13 protein-coding genes are annotated in these 17273 nt (G+C 67.4%); 6 read left to right on the top strand and 7 right to left on the bottom strand.

The genetic code is table 11. The features are described from left to right. The first annotated feature begins 44 nt into the window (after nucleotides 1-44). The 3 genes from nrdI to nrdF are packed head-to-tail and all read left to right on the top strand — an operon-like array spanning nucleotide 45 to nucleotide 3609. Nucleotides 45-446, top strand: coding sequence for a class Ib ribonucleoside-diphosphate reductase assembly flavoprotein NrdI (gene nrdI, locus ACZF5Y_RS14505; RefSeq protein WP_053353872.1), 402 nt, complete (start codon nucleotides 45-47; stop codon nucleotides 444-446). After that, a complete protein-coding gene (gene nrdE / locus ACZF5Y_RS14500; RefSeq protein ID WP_497533429.1) occupies nucleotides 446-2587 on the top strand; it encodes a class 1b ribonucleoside-diphosphate reductase subunit alpha in 2142 nt (713 codons plus the stop codon). The genes nrdI and nrdE overlap by 1 nt, the downstream gene beginning before the upstream one ends. 53 nt (nucleotides 2588-2640) lie before the next feature. Beyond that, nucleotides 2641-3609, top strand: coding sequence for a class 1b ribonucleoside-diphosphate reductase subunit beta (gene nrdF, locus ACZF5Y_RS14495; RefSeq protein ID WP_053353791.1), 969 nt, complete (start codon nucleotides 2641-2643; stop codon nucleotides 3607-3609). A gap of 87 nt (nucleotides 3610-3696) precedes the next feature. Here nrdF and ACZF5Y_RS14490 read toward each other — a convergent pair whose 3' ends face one another. The 6 genes from ACZF5Y_RS14490 to ACZF5Y_RS14465 form a co-directional block, all read right to left on the bottom strand. Next, nucleotides 3697-4431 carry a Pr6Pr family membrane protein gene (locus ACZF5Y_RS14490; protein ID WP_497533428.1) on the bottom strand — a complete coding sequence of 245 codons (735 nt, stop codon included), beginning with the start codon at nucleotides 4429-4431 and terminating at the stop codon, nucleotides 3697-3699. A gap of 390 nt (nucleotides 4432-4821) precedes the next feature. Further along, nucleotides 4822-6480, bottom strand: coding sequence for a dipeptide ABC transporter ATP-binding protein (locus ACZF5Y_RS14485; RefSeq protein WP_497533427.1), 1659 nt, complete (start codon nucleotides 6478-6480; stop codon nucleotides 4822-4824). Next, nucleotides 6477-7397 carry an ABC transporter permease gene (locus ACZF5Y_RS14480; protein ID WP_497533426.1) on the bottom strand — a complete coding sequence of 307 codons (921 nt, stop codon included), beginning with the start codon at nucleotides 7395-7397 and terminating at the stop codon, nucleotides 6477-6479. Before ACZF5Y_RS14480 ends, ACZF5Y_RS14485 begins: the two co-directional genes overlap by 4 nt. Then, nucleotides 7394-8443 carry an ABC transporter permease gene (locus tag ACZF5Y_RS14475; protein WP_497533425.1) on the bottom strand — a complete coding sequence of 350 codons (1050 nt, stop codon included), beginning with the start codon at nucleotides 8441-8443 and terminating at the stop codon, nucleotides 7394-7396. Before ACZF5Y_RS14475 ends, ACZF5Y_RS14480 begins: the two co-directional genes overlap by 4 nt. Then, entirely contained in the window at nucleotides 8443-10086 is a 1644-nt protein-coding gene (locus tag ACZF5Y_RS14470) for an ABC transporter substrate-binding protein (protein WP_497533424.1), read from the bottom strand. The genes ACZF5Y_RS14475 and ACZF5Y_RS14470 overlap by 1 nt, the downstream gene beginning before the upstream one ends. Then, nucleotides 10083-11759, bottom strand: a complete 1677-nt coding sequence (locus ACZF5Y_RS14465) for an amidohydrolase (protein ID WP_497535344.1) — start codon at nucleotides 11757-11759, stop codon at nucleotides 10083-10085. Before ACZF5Y_RS14465 ends, ACZF5Y_RS14470 begins: the two co-directional genes overlap by 4 nt. Before the next feature lie 256 nt (nucleotides 11760-12015). Between ACZF5Y_RS14465 and ACZF5Y_RS14460 the strand changes: the two genes are divergently transcribed. Together ACZF5Y_RS14460 and ACZF5Y_RS14455 are read left to right on the top strand one after the other, a co-directional pair. Further along, on the top strand, nucleotides 12016-12681 hold the full coding sequence (locus tag ACZF5Y_RS14460; RefSeq protein ID WP_497533423.1) for a TetR/AcrR family transcriptional regulator: 666 nt from the start codon (nucleotides 12016-12018) through the stop codon (nucleotides 12679-12681). Nucleotides 12682-12931: 250 nt separating this feature from the next. Beyond that, nucleotides 12932-14347, top strand: coding sequence for a M20/M25/M40 family metallo-hydrolase (locus ACZF5Y_RS14455; RefSeq protein ID WP_497533422.1), 1416 nt, complete (start codon nucleotides 12932-12934; stop codon nucleotides 14345-14347). Nucleotides 14348-14594: 247 nt separating this feature from the next. On the opposite strand, the gene ACZF5Y_RS14450 is transcribed toward ACZF5Y_RS14455, so the two are convergent. Next, the gene (locus tag ACZF5Y_RS14450; protein WP_497533421.1) at nucleotides 14595-15785 is read right to left on the bottom strand and encodes a PucR family transcriptional regulator; all 1191 of its coding nucleotides are present in this window, start codon (nucleotides 15783-15785) and stop codon (nucleotides 14595-14597) included. 156 nt (nucleotides 15786-15941) lie between these two features. Between ACZF5Y_RS14450 and ACZF5Y_RS14445 the strand changes: the two genes are divergently transcribed. Continuing rightward, nucleotides 15942-17273, top strand: a complete 1332-nt coding sequence (locus ACZF5Y_RS14445; RefSeq protein ID WP_497533420.1) for an MFS transporter — start codon at nucleotides 15942-15944, stop codon at nucleotides 17271-17273.

The following is a 17273-nucleotide window of genomic DNA, read 5'->3' as shown; positions in this document are numbered from 1 at the left end:
ACGAGCGGTTCTCGCCCCATGCTGTTTCCGGCAAGTCTGCGCCCATGGCGAACCTCGTCTACTTCTCCAGCGTTTCGGGCAACACGCACCGCTTCGTTGAGAAGCTCGGAACCCCCGCGGTTCGCATCCCGCTGCATGCGAAAGACGAACCGCTCATCGTGCACGAGCCCTACGTGCTCATCCTCCCCACCTACGGCGGAGGGCCTGACACGCGAGCCGTGCCCAAGCAGGTCATCAAGTTCCTCAACGTCGAGGAGAATCGATCGCATCTGCGCGGAGTGATCGCCGCGGGCAACACCAACTTCGGTGAGGCGTACGGGATCGCGGGCGACATCGTCGCCCGGAAGTGCCAAGTGCCCTTCCTCTACCGATTTGAACTCTTTGGAACCCCGGACGACGTGACCGCCGTCCACGATGGATTGGAACAGTTTTGGAAACAGCAGTGATGGAGCCGGGACTCGACTCGTCGAAGATCAGCGAGATGGATTATCACGCGCTGAACGCGATGCTCAATCTGTACGACGCCGACGGTAACATCCAGTTCGATCGCGACCGCGAGGCGGCGCGGCAGTACTTCCTGCAGCACGTCAACCAGAACATGGTGTTCTTCCACAACTACGAAGAGCGCATGCGCTACCTGATCGATAACGACTACTACGAGTCGGAGCTGGTCGAGCAGTACGGCGTTCCGTTCATCGAAGAGCTCACGAACGAAGCGTTCGCGATGAAGTTCCGCTTCCCGACCTTCCTCGGCGCTTTCAAGTTCTTCACCTCCTACGCGCTGAAGACGTTCGATGGTAAGCGCTACCTCGAGCGCTTCGAAGACCGTGTCGTCATGTCGGCACTCGGCCTCGCCGAGGGTGACCGAGAACTCGCACGCGGACTCGTGCGCGAAATCATCTCGGGCCGGTTCCAGCCTGCGACCCCGACGTTCCTGAACCTCGGCAAGGCGCAGCGCGGCGAGCTCGTCTCCTGCTTCCTGCTGCGCATCGAAGACAACATGGAGTCGATCTCGCGCGGCATCAACTCGTCGCTGCAGCTCTCGAAGCGCGGCGGCGGTGTCGCCCTGCTGCTCTCCAACATTCGCGAGACCGGTGCCCCGATCAAGAAGATCGAGAACCAGTCGTCGGGCATCATCCCCGTCATGAAGCTGCTCGAAGACAGCTTCAGCTACGCGAACCAGCTTGGCGCGCGCCAGGGTGCCGGTGCGGTGTACCTCTCGGCGCACCACCCTGACATCATGCGCTTCCTCGACACCAAGCGTGAGAACGCCGACGAGAAGATCCGCATCAAGACGCTCTCCCTCGGCGTCGTCATCCCCGACATCACGTTCGAACTCGCCAAGAAGGGCGAGGACATGTACCTGTTCTCGCCGTACGACGTCGAGCGCATCTACGGCGTTCCCTTCGGCGACATCTCGCTGAGCGAGAAGTACTACGAGATGGTCGATGACGCGCGCATCAAGAAGACGAAGATCAACGCGCGTCACTTCTTCCAGACGATCGCCGAGCTGCAGTTCGAGTCGGGCTACCCCTACATCGTGTTCGAAGACACGGTGAACCGGGCGAACCCGATCAAGGGCCGCATCAACATGTCGAACCTCTGCTCCGAGATCCTCCAGGTCAACACCCCGACCACGTACAACGAAGATCTGAGCTACGGCGCCATCGGCAAGGACATCTCCTGCAACCTGGGCTCGATGAACATCGCGGCAGCTATGGACGGCGGCAATCTCGCCGGCACTGTCGAGCTCGCCATCCGCGCGCTCACCTCGGTCAGTGACCAGAGCCACATCTCGTCCGTGCGCTCCATCGAAGACGGCAACGACCAGTCGCACGCCATCGGCCTCGGCCAGATGAACCTGCACGGCTACCTCGCTCGTGAGCACGTGCACTACGGCTCCGAAGAGGGCATCGATTTCACGAACATCTACTTCTACACGGTGCTCTTCCATGCGCTCCAGGCGTCGAACCGCATCGCGATCGAGCGCAAGCAGGTGTTCGGCGGTTTCGAGGACTCGCAGTACGCATCGGGCGTGTTCTTCGACAAGTACACCGACGAAGCCTGGGTGCCCGCTACCGAGCGGGTCGCCGAGCTCTTCGCGAAGGCCGGCATCGACATCCCGACGCAAGACGACTGGCGCGAACTGAAGTCCAGCGTCATGGAGCACGGCATCTACAACCAGAACCTCCAGGCGGTGCCGCCGACCGGCTCGATCTCGTACATCAACAACTCGACGAGCTCGATTCACCCGATCGCGTCGAAGATCGAGATCCGCAAGGAAGGCAAGCTCGGCCGCGTCTACTACCCGGCGCCGTTCATGTCGAACGAGAACCTCGAGTTCTACCAGGATGCCTACGAGATCGGCCCCGAGAAGATCATCGACACCTACGCTGCGGCGACGCAGCACGTCGATCAGGGTCTGTCGCTGACGCTGTTCTTCAAGGACACTGCCACGACTCGCGACATCAACAAGGCGCAGATCTACGCATGGCGCAAGGGCATCAAGACGATTTACTACATCCGTCTGCGCCAGCTCGCGCTCGAGGGTACGGACATGTCGGAGTGCGTCAGCTGCATGTTGTGATTGCCCTGATCAGAGCACTTTTTTAGAGAATCCACCGGAGTAGAGAGAACCCGATGAATTACAAGCTGGGACACGCGGTTCAGGCGATCAACTGGAACCGCATCCAGGACGATAAAGACCTTGAAGTCTGGAACCGTCTCGTCAACAACTTCTGGCTGCCCGAGAAGGTGCCGCTGTCGAACGACGTGCAGTCGTGGGCCACGCTGACGCCGCAGGAGCAGCTGCTCACCATGCGCGTGTTCACCGGCCTCACGCTGCTCGACACCATCCAGGGCACTGTCGGCGCCGTCTCGCTAATCCCCGATGCCATCACCCCGCATGAGGAGGCCGTCTACACGAACATCGCGTTCATGGAGTCGGTGCACGCCAAGAGCTACTCGTCGATCTTCTCGACGCTGTGCTCGACGCAGGAGATCGACGATGCCTTCCGCTGGTCGGTCGAGAACCCGAATCTGCAGAAGAAGGCGCAGATCATCACCGACTACTACGAGGGCGACGACCCGCTGAAGCGCAAGATCGCGTCGACGCTGCTCGAGTCGTTCCTGTTCTACTCGGGGTTCTACCTGCCCATGTACTGGTCTTCGCACGCGAAGCTCACAAACACGGCAGACCTGATTCGCCTCATCATTCGCGACGAGGCCGTGCACGGGTACTACATCGGCTACAAGTTCCAGAAGGGGCTCGAGAACGAGACCGAAGAGCGCCGCCAGGAGCTCAAGGATTACACGTTCACCCTGATGTACGAGCTCTACGAGAACGAGGTCAAGTACACCGCCGACCTCTACGACCCGGTGGGTCTGACCGAAGACGTCAAGAAGTTCCTCCACTACAACGCCAACAAGGCGCTGATGAACCTCGGCTACGAGCCGATGTTCCCCAAGGAGATGACCGACGTCAACCCGGCCATCCTGTCGTCGCTCTCGCCGAACGCCGACGAGAATCATGACTTCTTCTCGGGCTCGGGTTCGAGCTACGTCATCGGCAAGGCTGTTGCGACCGAAGATGAGGACTGGGACTTCTAACCCATACTGCGCACGGTGCATGAGCTGCACGAAGGCCCCGCGATCCACCACGGATCGCGGGGCCTTCTGCGAACCAGCCGAGCCGCACTACCGCCGGAACACCCGCGCAAGCAGCCGATCGATCGCGAAGTACACGTAGCCGAGTGCAATGAGCACCACCGACAGTGCAAGCACCCACAGCGCGACGCCGCCGACACCCTGCGTTGCGACATCGAGGAACGGGTACGGGTAGGTCTGGCCGGGAACGAACTCACCGCCGAATCCGCCGTAGATGAGCGCAAAGACGAGGTAGGCGTATGGGATCAGCGTCCACAGCAGCGGATCGAACGCGCGCAGGCGACCCTTCGGCACGAACAGCAGCCAATCGACGATCAGGAAGATCGGCGTGAAGACGTGGATCAGATTGTCGGTGAACGAGAACGGTTCGTAGTCACCGCCCTGCTTGAACGTCATCGGCACGAGCACGAACACATAGACGAACATCGTGACCGTGATCGCCATCATGACCGCTGCGCTCCAGCGTGGCGACGGCGTCGACGTGCCGCGAGCGCCGTGCGCACGCAGGTCGCGCACCGTGCGCACGATGAGGATCGCTACCCACACCAAGCACAGCAGGTTGCTGAGCACCGTGTAGAAGAGCAGGGCGTTCCACTCGGGTGACGGCGTCAGCAGGCCGGTGATGCGGATGATGCCGGTCGCGATCAGCGCGAACGCGGCGACCCGGTACACGAGGGCGACCGGGCGCCAGGGGAGCGCGGCTGAGTTCGTCGCCGGGGCAGCGGGTGCGGGGCTGCCCGCAGGCGCGATGGTCTGAGTTTCCATGGTGGGTCTATTCAACCTCACGGTGAGCGCGCAGTGCGAGTGTGCCGCGCGCGAAGTTCGCGCGGGTCTGTGGGTGGGGGCCCGTGCCTCGCTTGCTCGCTCTGCGCCCCTGCCCCCCCGCCATTCACTCCCCACTCCCTGTGACCCGCTCATCACCCCATGGCCCTGCCCTGCCCGCGAGCGCACCGGTTTGGTGCGAGTGCACCACTTTGACAATGGTGCACTCGCGTGAAAGTGGTGCGCTCGCGGCGGGGCGCGGCAGGGCAGGGCAGGGCAGGGCAGGGTAGGCCCGGGCGCGGATGGCGCGGGGGGCGGGGGGGGGGGGGGGGGGCGGATGGCGAGGCGCGGCGCAGCGCGGGCCGGCGCCGGATCACCCGCCCGCGCGCACCCTCACGCCGCCCGCAGCCAGAGGGGTTCGGGGCGCGACGCGATGAGGCGCTGCGTGTATTCCTCGGCGGGGGCCGCGAGAATCTGCGCGGTCGGCCCGGCCTCGACCACCTCGCCGCGCTGCATCACGAGTGTCGTCGTGCAGATGCGCGACACCACCGCGAGGTCGTGGGTCACGAACACGATGGTGAGGCCGAACTGGTCGCGCACTTCCTCGATGAGTTCGAGCACCTGCGCCTGAACAGACACATCGAGCGCGCTCGTCGCCTCGTCGAGCACGAGCACCTGCGGCCGCGCGGCGAGCGCCTTCGCGAGGGCGACGCGCTGCCGCTGCCCACCCGAGAGCGCCTTGGGCCGTGCGGCGAGCTGGTCGGGGCGCAGCCCGACCCGACCGAGCAGCGTTGCCGCCTCGGTCTCGGCGTCGCTTCGCGAACCGCCGCGGTGCAGTCGCACGACGTCGGCGACGGCGCGCCCGATCGGAATGCGCGGGTCGAGCGAGAGATACGGATCCTGGAACACCATCTGTGTGGTGCTCGCCAGCGTGCGTCGCTCGGCTGCGGTGAGCGCGCGATCGGGGCGCTCGACCCCGTCGAACGACAGCGAGCCGGAGCTCGCCTGCTCGAGACCGACGATGATGCGCGCGAGCGTTGATTTGCCCGAACCCGATTCGCCGACGATGCCGAGCGATCCGCCGCGCGCGAGATCGAAGTCGACGCCCGAGAGTGCCACGACGTCGTCGCGTCCGGTGACCCGGTAGCGCTTCGTGATACCGGTCGCGGCGATCAGCGGGGCAGCGGCACCCCCGGCAGGCTCGGGCGAATCCGCACCCGAACCCGCATCGGCATCAGCCCGAATCTCGATCCGCGGCGTCGCCGCGAGCAGGTCGCGTGTGTACGGCTGCTCGGGCGACTGGAAGACGGCTTCGGTTGCACCCTCCTCGATCACGCGTCCGCCGCGCAGCACGACGACGCGCTCGCAGAGCGATGCGGCGAGCCCGAGGTCGTGCGTGATGAACAGCATGCCCATGCCGCGCTCAGCCTGCTGCTCGCGCAGCAGCTCGACGATGCCCGCCTGCGTGGTGACGTCGAGCGCTGTCGTGGGCTCGTCGCAGAGCAGCAGTTCGGGGGAGTCGAGCAGTGCGGCGGCGATCATGACGCGCTGCAGCATGCCGCCCGAGAGCTGATGCGGATACTGCTCGAGCAGCGCGGAGGCGCGCGGCAGCCCGACCTGTTCGAGCTGCGCGACCGCCCGGGCAGCGGCGTCGGCTCGGTTGAGCCCGTGCCACCGCACCAGCGTCTCCGTGAGGAAGTCGCCGAGGGTGCGCACCGGGTTGATGCCGGCGCGCGGATCCTGGAAAATCATCGATGCGCGCGTGCGGCGAATGGTGCGCAGCTGGGCTTCGGTCGCGGTGACGGTGTCGAGGTTGCCGACGCGCACTGACCCGTCGAGTGACGCATGATCGGGAAACAGGCCGAGGGCGGCGCGGGTGGTGAGCGACTTGCCTGATCCCGACTCACCGACGAGTGCGACGGATTCGCCCGCCGCGACCGAGAGTGAGACCTCGTTGAGCAGGGCGCCGCGGCCGGGAACCCGCAGCGACAGCGCATCGACAGTGAGCAGAGCCGGCTGGGCAGAAGATCGAGCTGCAGTCCGTGCGGTCATGAGAAGTTGCCTCCGATGCGGTCCGAGAGTTCTTCGCCGATGATGTTGATGGCGACCACGACGAGCACGACCACGGCGGCCGGCACGAACGTGGGCAGCAGTGCCCCGCTCATGAGCGCCCCGCGGCTCTCGTTGATCATGGAGCCCCAGTCGGCGGTGGGCGCCTGTACGCCGAGGCCGATGAACGACAGCGCTGCGAGGTCGGCGAGCACGTAGCCGAAGTTCAGCGTCGACTGCGCCCCAACGGTCGGCACCACGTTGGGCAGCACGCGCCGCAGGGCGATCCACGACCCCGTGAATCCGAGTACGCGGTAGGCCTGCACGTAGGGGCGGGTGCGCTCTGCGACGATCAGCCCGCGCGTGAGTCGCGCGACGTATGGCACGTACGCGATCGTCATGGCGAGCACGGGGGCGAAGAGCCCCTTGCCGAAGAGCGCGACGGCGAGAATCGCGAGCAGCATGGCGGGGAACGAGAACAGGAAGTCGAACACGCGTGAGAGCACGGCGTCGATCCACCCGCCGCGCCAGGCCGCAACGAGGCCGAGCAGCAGGCCGAGCACCGTCGAGCCGACCACCACGATGAGTGGGCCGACGAGCGAGGTGCGCGCGCCGTACATGAGGCGCGTGAGCAGGTCGCGGCCGAGCGCGTCGGTGCCGAGCCAGTGCGCCCAGCTCGGCCCGGCGAGCACGTTCTGCAGGTCGACGTGGTCAGGGTCGTAGGGCGCGATCAGGGTGGCGAACGCGGCGGCCAGCACCACGATCGCGATGAACGCGAGCGACACCGTCGTCGTGATCGTGAAGCGGCGACGGGTGAGCGAGCGCGGCACGGCGAGGGCGCGCGTCGCCTCGGGCGGCAGCGCTGCCGACGGCTCGGGGGCGCCGGGCGCCGGGCGCGCGGCCTGGGATGCGGTGCTCATCGGGTCTCCGTTCCTGCGGCGATGCGCGGATCGATCAGCGGTTGGATGAGGTCGACGATGGTGTTGATGGTGACGAAGGCGATCACCACGACGAGCACAATCGCCTGCACGACCGGGAAGTCGAGGCGGTCGACCGATTGCACGAGCAGCGAGCCCATGCCGGCGAGGCCGAAGGTCTGCTCGACGATCGCGCTCGAGACGAGTAGGCCCGCAACGAGCACACCGCTCACGAGCAGGATCGGCCCGACCGCGTTGCGTAGCACGTGCCGCAGCACGACCGACGAGCGGGTGAGCCCGCGGCTGGTTGCGACTTCGACGTGCTCGCGCACGAACTGCTCGTTCATCGACGAGCGCGTGACGCGGGCGATCAGTGCGACGAAGGCGAGACCGAGCGCGAGGGCGGGCAGAATCAGGTGCACGAAGCGATCCCACCCCTCGTCTCCGCTGCCGAAGGAGGGGAACCAACCGAGCCGCACGGCGAAGATGGCGATGAGCAGGATCGCGATGACGAACGACGGCACCGCGCCGAGGGCGGTGGAGGTCATCAGGATCACGCGATCCGTCAGTCGCCCGCGCCGCAGGCTGGCGATGATACCGGCCGCGAGCCCGATGATCACGATGAACACGGCGGCGAGCGCGACGAGTTCGAGCGTGACGGGGAGACGCGCGAGCAGCACGTTCGAGACGTCGTCGCGGTACTGCAGCGAGCGGCCGAAGTCGCCGCGCAGCACGCCGCCGATCCATGAGAGGTACTGCTCGATCGGCGACTTGTCGAGGCCGTACTGCTTCGTGACCTCGGCGATCGCCTCGGGGCTCGGGCTGCGCCCGCGCAGCAGGAACCGTGCAGGGTCGCCGGGCACGACGAAGCGGGAAAAGAACACGACGAGCGACGCGGCGAAGAGCGTCGCGACGAGGCCGACGACGCGGCCCGCGATGAACTTCGCCATGCGGGCGCCGCGGCCGCTGCCGGTGCGGGGCGTCTCGGCCCCGTCTTCTCTCAGACGGACGGCGCGCGTCTCGCTGGCTGCTGCAGTGTCACCGGCCATCACTCGGCCCTCCCGATCGTCGCGGCCCAGGGGTAGTACATGTAGTAGATGGAGGGATCGACGCCGGTGATGCGGTCGCCGAGCCACAGGGTCGTCGGCACGTCGAACAGCGGAATCCAGGGCAGCTCCTCGCTGGTCAGACGCTGCGCCTCGGCGGCCAGGTGCGACCGCTCAAACGCGTCATCGGTCTGCAGAGCGCGGTTGACCACGTCGTCGAACTCGGGGTCAGACCACTGCCCGTAGTTCGAGAACTCTCCGGTGCGAATCACGGCGTACATTTCGAGCGGGTCGGTGCTCGACAGGTACCAGCGGGTCGTGAAGAGGTCGACGCCCTCAAGTGCCGATGGGTCGGAGAAGAGCAGGGTGTACGCGTTCGGCGTGCGCGTCTCGATCTCGATGTCGAGGCCGATCTCGGCGCCGGCCGACGCAACCGCCTGCGAGATCACGTCGAACGACGAGTCGATCGATGCCGTGACGTAGGTGATCTTCGCGCCCTCTGCGCCGGCCTCCTTGACTAGTGCGCGGGCGGCGTCGAGGTCATAATCGTGATTCGGCAAGTCGTCGAAGGCCTCTTTCGTGGCCTCCGGGTCGCCGTTCACCCACACCGACTCGGAGGTCAGCGCGTCGGTCGGCGTCGCGTAGCCCTGCACGGCCGCCTTCACGAGCGCTTGGCGATCCAGCGCCATCGTCAGCGCTTGCCGCACGCGCACATCGCCGAGCGGGCCCTCCATGTCAGACACCACGAGGCTCTGCACCGTCGCGTTCGTGCCGAAGTACACCTCGCCGGTGTCGCTCGCGCGCAGCACATCGATGGCATTGCTCGGGATCGTCCACGCGCCGTCGATCTCGCCCGTCTGCAGTGCGTTCACGCGCGCGTTCGCATCGTTCAAGATCACGAACGTCATCTGCTTCGCCTTCGCGCGCAGCTCAGGGTCCCAGTAGTCGTCGAAGCGGTCGAGCGTGATCGATTCGCCCGAGCGCCACTCGGTGAACTTGAACGGACCAGTGCAGTTCACGCCCGTCGATTGATTGCCGTAATCGGCGCCCGCCGCTTCCGTGCTCGCGGCCGACTGGATCACGCCAGGCGCCGCCGACATGAGCTGGTTGAACTGCGAGTCGGTGACCTTCGTGCGCACGGTGACCTCGTGATCGCCGGTCTGCTCGATCGTGTCGACGTTCTTGAACGTGTCGTACCAGAACGAGGCGACCTCGGGGTCGAGATGGCGCTGCAGCGAGACCACCACGTCGTTCGGCGTCATCGTCGTGCCGTCGTGGAACTTCACGCCCTCGCGAATCGTGTACACCCAGGTCAATGGGTCGGGGTGATCGAAGCCGGTTGCGAGCCCGGGGGAGACCGACAGGTCGGAGTTCCAGCGCAGCAGCGACTCGCACACGTTCGCGAGCACGGTGTTGTCGGCGTAGTCGAAGGCGTACGCCGGGTCGAGCGAGTATGGCTCGGTCATGAGCGCCCAGCTGAACGAATCGATGTCGCCCGCCGGTGCCGGCGTGTGTGCCACGAGCTCGAAGGTGCCCGCGTCGGCGCCGATCGCGCTCTGACCGCACCCGGCGAGACCCGCGGCGAGCAGGATCGCCGTGCCGGCAGTCGCCCAGCGCCGCACGCGGTGTCGAGCCGTGCGGGTCATGCTGCGCGCTCCTCAGTGCTGGTGGTGGTGCTGGCGCGGTCGGTGCGTGCGAACACGCGCTCGCCGCCGATCCACGTTTCGTCGACGCGGGCCGTGTGCAGATCCTCCGCTGCGAGCTCGAACAGATTGCGGTCGAGGATCGCGAGATCCGCGTAGTAGCCCGGCAGCAGGCGCCCGGTCGCGTGATCGAGGTGGTTGATGCGCGCCGTGCCCTGCGTGTAGGCGTCGAGGGCCTGCGCGAGGGTGAGGCGCTGCCCGGGCGGGCCGAGCGGTGGGCGCTCGCCGCCGGGGGAGACGCGGTTCACAGCGATGTGGATCGCCTGAATCGGGTCGGGGCTCGACACCGACCAGTCGCTGCCCGCCGCGAGCTCGGCCCCCGAATCGATCAGCTCCCCGAACGGGTAGTGGTGCGCTTCGGCGTCGTCGGCCAAGAACGGCAGCGTGAGCGTGTCGAGCTGCTCCTCGTGGCAGGCCCAGAGTGCCTGAATGTTCGCGGTCGCGCCGAGCGGGGCGAATCGGGCGACGTCTTCCGAACGCACCACCTGCAGGTGGGCGAGGTGGTGGCGGTTGTCGCTCGGCCCGTTCTCGGTGCGCGCGTGCTCGACGGCGTCGAGGGCGTCGGTGACGGCGCGGTCGCCGAGCGCGTGGAAGTGCACCTGCATGTCGGCGGCGTCGAGCGCGGCGACGAAGCGCGCCATATCGCGCGGGTCGAAGAACGAGATGCCGCGGTTCTCGGTCGCGTCGCCGTGGTGGTCGCGGTAGCACTGGTGCATCGCCGCGGTGAAGTTCTCGGCGACACCGTCGACCATCACCTTCACGGAGGCGAGCGAGAGCCGATCGGGGTCGCAGGCCGCCGCCACCTCGTCGCAACGGGCGAGGATCGGCTCCAGCTGGGAGTCGCCGTCTTCACGGTTCCACCACTGCGCGCCGCGCACCCGCACGCGCAGCGCGTCTTCACGCACTGCCCGCAGGTACACGGGCACGGTGTCGGGGCTGCCCATGAACTCGCCGACCGCTGCATCTTGCCACGCGGTGATGCCGAATCCGACGAGGTGCTGCTGCGCGGCGAGCAGCCCGTCGTAGGCCTGATCGAGGGTTGGGCGCGGGCGTACCGCGCCGAAGAGGCTCATTGCACCCTCGTGAGCGGTGCCCGCCGGGAAGCCGTCGGGCTCGCGTTCGAAGCGACCGTCGGCGGGGTCGGGGGTGTCGGCGTCGATGCCGGCGAGTTCGAGCGCGCGGGTGTTCACCCACGCGCCGTGATGGTCTCGGTTCTCGAGCAGCACGGGCCGGTCGGGCACGATCGCGTCGAGCATCTGCCGAGTCGGGGTGCCGCCCGGAAACGCGTCCATCGACCAGCCGGCGCCCAAGATCCACTCCAGCTCGGGGTGGGCCGCCGCGTAGTCGGCGATGGCGGCGAGCGTCTGCTCGGCGGTGTCCGTGCCCGAGAGGTCGCAGCTCAACAGCTCGACGCCGGCCATGATCGGGTGGATGTGGGCGTCTTGGAATCCGGGAATGAGCAATCGATCAGCGAGATCGACGCGCGTGTCGGCCGTTTCGGCGAGGCGAGCAACCTCGGCCGGATCCGTCGTGATGATGCGGCCGTTCGCGACGGCGACACCCCCGCGCACCGGAGCGGCGTCGGTGCCGGTGTAGATCCAGCCGTGTTCGAACACGACCTCCGCGCGTGCGGGGTCTGCGTGCGTCGGGTGATCCTGAGCCGTGCCATGTGCAGCTCGGTCAGGGGTCGGGGAATGGGTCACCGGTGGCCTCCTCGCGGCGTATCTTCATCGATGCGTGGAGCACACGCTATGCGAGTTGCGCGGTGAAGTCAACGTCGTTGACATTGATATTGACTCGTGGAGTCGCACCGTGATTGGATCGTTGCGCGGCCGATATCAGCCGGAAACTCGACGAGCGGAGGTGGCGCCGATGCCCGATGGGTCGAAACGCGTGCGTCTGGATCAGCGCACCATCGTCGACGGCGTACTCGACCTGGCGCGCACCGAACCGAGCTCCCGCGTCACATTCAAGCGGCTCGGCCAGCACCTCGGCGTCGACGCCTCGGCCATGTACCGGCACTTCCGCAACAAGGACGAGCTGGTGCGGGCCTCGCTCGACCGCCTGAGCGGGTGGGCGGCAGAGGCCGGGCGATCCGCCAACGGTACCTGGCGCGAGCGCCTCGAGATCGTCGTCTATCGCACGGCCGAGCTCAGCCTGGAGCACCCGGCAATCGGCATGGAGAGCGCTGTCACCGACCCGGCCGGGCCGGGCGACGCGAGCGCCGTCGAGTTCCTGCTCGAGATGCTCACCGAGGCCGGGCTCACGGGCGACGAGCTGATCCGGTACTACGCCGCGGTCTCGGGATTCATGCTCGCGCACTCCTCGGCGATGGCGCACGAGGCCTTCAACCGCCACCCCGACGCTCGCGATGGATCCATCCCCTGGATCAGCACGTTCGGCCCGGTCGTGCTGAGCGACTACCCGCTTGTGAACACGCACCGCGACGCGCTGCTCGCCGTCGATGGCATGGCCGTGTACCGTGCAGGGGTCTCGGCGATCCTCGACTCGATCGAGCGCGACGGCCCCGCGCGCTGAGGCCTGGCCTCTGCCGTGGCGCTGCGCCATCGCCGCACCCGTCTCTCTCCTCGAATGCACCCTTTTCTCTCGAGTGCACCCCTTTGAAAACAGTGCACTCGCAACACAGGGGTGCTTTCGGTGAGGGGCGGAGGCGGGGGAGGGGCGAGGGGCGCGGGGTGCCGGATCACCCGGCCAACTGCACTCCCGCCGCCGCCGAGTAGGCTGGAACTCTGAACGGGCAGGGCCCGAAGCGAGGAGGTGGCGGCCGGTGGCTGAGGTGTCGCAGCGCGAGGAGCGCACGATCAAGACCGCGAGCGATACCGCCGCCGATACCGCGATCGAGACAACGATCGCCCGCACCAGTGATGCGGCGGCCGACACCATCGCGCTGTTGCGCGCGCTCATTCGCGAGGCGTGCGTCAACGACGGCAGTGTCGAATCGGGCCAGGAGATCCGCAGCGTCCGCGTACTGCAGCGCTTCCTCGCCGAGGCGGTCGCGACCGGCCGCGTTGAGACGCAGGTGCTCGAGTCGGCGCCGGGGCGCGCATCGCTCGTGGCCCGCGTGCGCGGCACCGACCCCGATGCGCCGTCACTCGGCCTGCTCGGACACCTCGACGTCGTTCCGGTCGACGAAGCCGGCTGGACGCGCAATCCCTTCGGCGGCGACCTCGTCGACGGTGAGATCTGGGGTCGCGGAGCCGTCGACATGCTCTACCTCACTGCGGCGTTCGCGTGCGTGCTGCGCGATGTGGCGCTCGCGCCCCAACCGCCGCGCGGCGATCTCGTGCTGATCGCGGTCGCCGATGAAGAGGGCGGCGGCGAGTACGGCATCCACTGGCTCGTGCGGCAGCACCCTGAAGCGGTACGCGTCACCGAGGCGCTCTCGGAGTCGGGCGGCATGCGCATGGGGCGCCATGTCGCGATCGAGATCGCCGAAAAAGGGTCGGCGGGGCGCCGCCTGACCGTTCACGGCAAACCCGGCCACGCGTCGACGCCGTACGGGGCAAAAAGCGCGTCGTATCGCGTGGGCGAGGTGCTGCAGCGGCTCGGCGAAGTCATGCCCGCCGCGCAGCTCGGACCGCTGTGGGAAAAGTTCGTGGCGGCGCGCATCGATGACCCCGCGCTGGCCGAACGGCTGCGCGATCCGGTGCGACTCGATGCCGCTCTGCCGCATCTCGGCGGTATCGCGGGCTACGCGCACGCCGTCTCACGCATCACCATTTCGCCGACCGTGCTGCGAGCTGGTGCGACCCACAACGTGATCCCGGCGTCCGGCACGATCGATCTCGACATTCGCACGCTGCCCGGCACCACCGACGCCGAGGTCGACGAGCTGCTGCGCATGGTGCTCGGGCCGCACGCCGACGAGATCGAGATTCAGCACCTGCGCGGCTGGGCGGCGACGACATCGCCCGCCGATACGCCGTTATTCGCTGCGATCGAGCGCGCGGTAGCGGCGGTCGCCGACGCACCGACGGTGCCGATCATGGCGGCCGGCGGATCCGACGCTCGTGTGCTCCGCGAACTCGGAATCCCCGCCTACGGCTTCGGCCTGCTCGGCCCCGGGTGGACGTACGAGCGGTACCGCGAGGGCGTGCACGGTCACAACGAGCGCATCGACGTCGAGTCGGTCACGCTATCGCTCGAGGCGCTGCAGCGCATCGTGCAGGATCGCGTGGGCTGAGCCGACTCGGCGCTCAGGGCGTCTCGCCGCATCCGCAGCCCGACTCCGTAGATCGGTCAACCCCTGTATCTGCCGGCCCCAGTATCTGCCGGCCCCGTGGATCGGTGTCACTATCTGCGCGTTCTGCGCCGCCTTTCGAACAGAAACTGACACTGATTCGCCGGGGCGGGACTGGGGCGGGACCGGGGCGGGAGCACGGGCGGGAACGGGGCGGAAGAACGGGCGGGCGCAAGCGAGCAGGCCACCGTTACGCCCAGCCTACGACGAGCCGCGCCGCGTCCGCGGGCACGAGCGGGTCGACGCCGGTGAGGTCGGCGAAGCGGCGCAACCGATTCGTGAGCGTGTTGCGATGGCAGAACAGCGCGTCGGCGGACGCCCCGATGCTGCCGGTGCCGAGGTAACTGCGCGCCGCTTCCTCGAGCCGACTTCGCTCGGCGGGAGTGCACCCGGCGAGCGCGGCGTGCACGTCGGCGAGCACGGGCGTGCCCGATTCGAGCAGGCGATCGGCGGCGAGCCGCGCCCACCCGCGGTTCCAGGTCATGGCGCCGAACTCGCCGACGCGAATCAGGTGGGCGAGCGATCGTGCGGTCGTCGCGGCTCGTCGCAGGCCGAGCACCCCGGTCGGCGAATGCGCGATGCCGACGCGAAGTTCGTCGAGTTGGTCGGCGATCTCCGCGAGTCGTGAGCCGGGAAGATCGACGGTGCGCGCGAAGGCGATGAGGGTATCGCCGAAGTGGTGGGTGAATGTGCGCCCGCCGGATCGTTCGAACTCCGAGATGTGCACCCGGAGCGCGGTGATGTCGGTGCCGACTGCGGCGGCGACGCGCAGGTCGGCGTCGTTGCCGAGCCCGAGCTCTTCCGCGATGACGGCCAGACGCTCGGGGTCGGCGGGCGGTTCGTGGAAGATCGATGCGATCAGCCCCTGTCGCACGGAGGCCTGCTCCTCGTTCATGCGCTGCAGTTCGGCGATGTATGCGGCCTCGGTCTGGTGCACGTAATCGTCGACGGTGCGCAGCACGATGTTGGTGTGCCGCACGATGAGTTCGGCATCCTCCGCGGTTGCGGCCCGAGTGAGTGCCTCCCAGAGCACGGTGAAGTCGTGGCGAATCGCGGTCATGAGCGAGGTCAGCGGCAGGCCGGCTCGGGCCCGCGAAACGCCGACGTCGGTGGCGACGGCGACGGGTGCGGTGAAGCCTCCCGCGCGCAGGCCCTCGATGAGGGAGACGAACGAGAGTACGCCGGTGCGCCGCAGCTCCGAGACGGGAATGGGGGCGGGGTCGTAGCCGGGCACGCCGCCGACTCGCGTGAGAAAGCGATCGGTGAGCGCTTCGGGGTCGAGGGCTGACAGCAATTCGAGCCAGCGCGCGTGGTCGGCATCGGTGGGGGTGTCGCTGAGCGCACCCGCGGGGCGCGGGTCAGGGGCGGATCGCGGAGCCATTCCCTCAGAATATGTGCACATGCACTGAATCGCACGCAAAACCGGAGGCGATCCGGCACATCATGTGTGCGAACTCCCTGAGATGATCGTTATCCGACGCCCGCGCACTCCGCGCGGCGCACCGCACGGATCCCGCATCCTCGACGGAGAGAACGCATGAGCGAGACACCCCATACGGCGACCATCGAATACGGCGCCACGCAAGAACTGAGCGTGAAAGACGCGAACAAGGTCGCCCTCGGTGCCCTGATCGGTACTGCCCTCGAGTGGTACGACTTCTTCCTCTTCAGCGCCGCTGCAGCCCTGGTCTTCAACGTCCAGTACTTCACGAGCGAGAACGCGACCGCCGCGGCGCTCGCATCGTTCGCCACGTTCGGCGTCGGCCTCGCGGCCCGCCCGATCGGCGGCATCATCTTCGGTCGCATGGGCGACAGCATCGGCCGCCGCAAGGTGCTGATGATCACGATCGTCGGTATCGGCCTGGTCACGGGCCTGATCGGTCTGCTGCCCACCTACGCGGCGATCGGCATCGCCGCGCCGATCCTGCTCGTGCTGCTGCGCGTGCTGCAGGGTCTCTTCGTCGGCGGCGAGTGGTCGGGCGCGATGACGATCGTCGTCGAGAACGCGCCGCTGCACCTTCGTGCGCGCTACGCCGCGATTCCGCAGGTCGGCTCGCCGATCGGCACGATCCTGTCGTCGGGCGGGTTCTTCGTGATGACCCTTCTGTTCTCGCAGGAGAGCTTCAACTCGTGGGGCTGGCGCATTCCGTTCCTCATCGCGTTCCCGCTGCTGCTGATCGCGATCTACATCCGCTCGAAGCTTGAGGAGTCGCCGGTCTTCCGTCAGCTCGAAGAGTCGGGCGAGGTCGACAAGAGCCCGGTCGCGAGCACGTTCAAGCACAGCTGGAAGCAGGTCATCGTCGGCATGGCCGCCGCACTGCTCGGCGTCGGCGGCTTCTACCTGGTCACCGCGTTCTGCGTCTACTACGGCGTCAACGTGCTCGGCTACTCGTCGTCGCTCATGCTGCTCGGCAGCATGGTCGCCGCGTTCGTCGAGATCTTCGTACTGCTCTGGGGCGGCGCGCTCGGCGCGAAGTACGGCGCCAGCAAGGTGATTCTCTGGGGCGGTATCGCGTCGGCGATCGTCGCAGTGCCCGCCTTCCTGATGCTCTCGTCGGGCAACCCGGTGCTGGTCGTGCTCGCGATGACGCTCGCCGTCGCCGCGCTCTCCCTGCCGTACGCGGCTTCGGGCACCGTGCTCACAGGCCTGTTCCCCGCGAAGACGCGCTACACCGGAGTCGGCCTCGCCCAGAACACCGCGGGCATGCTCTCGGGCTTTATCCCGCTGCTGGCCACCGGCTTCGTCGCCGCGGCCGCCGATCACTGGTGGCCCGCCGCCGCGATGCTCATCTTCTTGAGCCTGTTCTCGGCGTTCGCCGGAGCCGTCGCACCGCGACTCAGCGTGAACCTGCCCGGTTTCAAGCACTAA

The organism is Leucobacter sp. WKLB1 (assembly GCF_059696215.1).
This window is presented reverse-complemented; position numbering and strand designations above follow the sequence as displayed.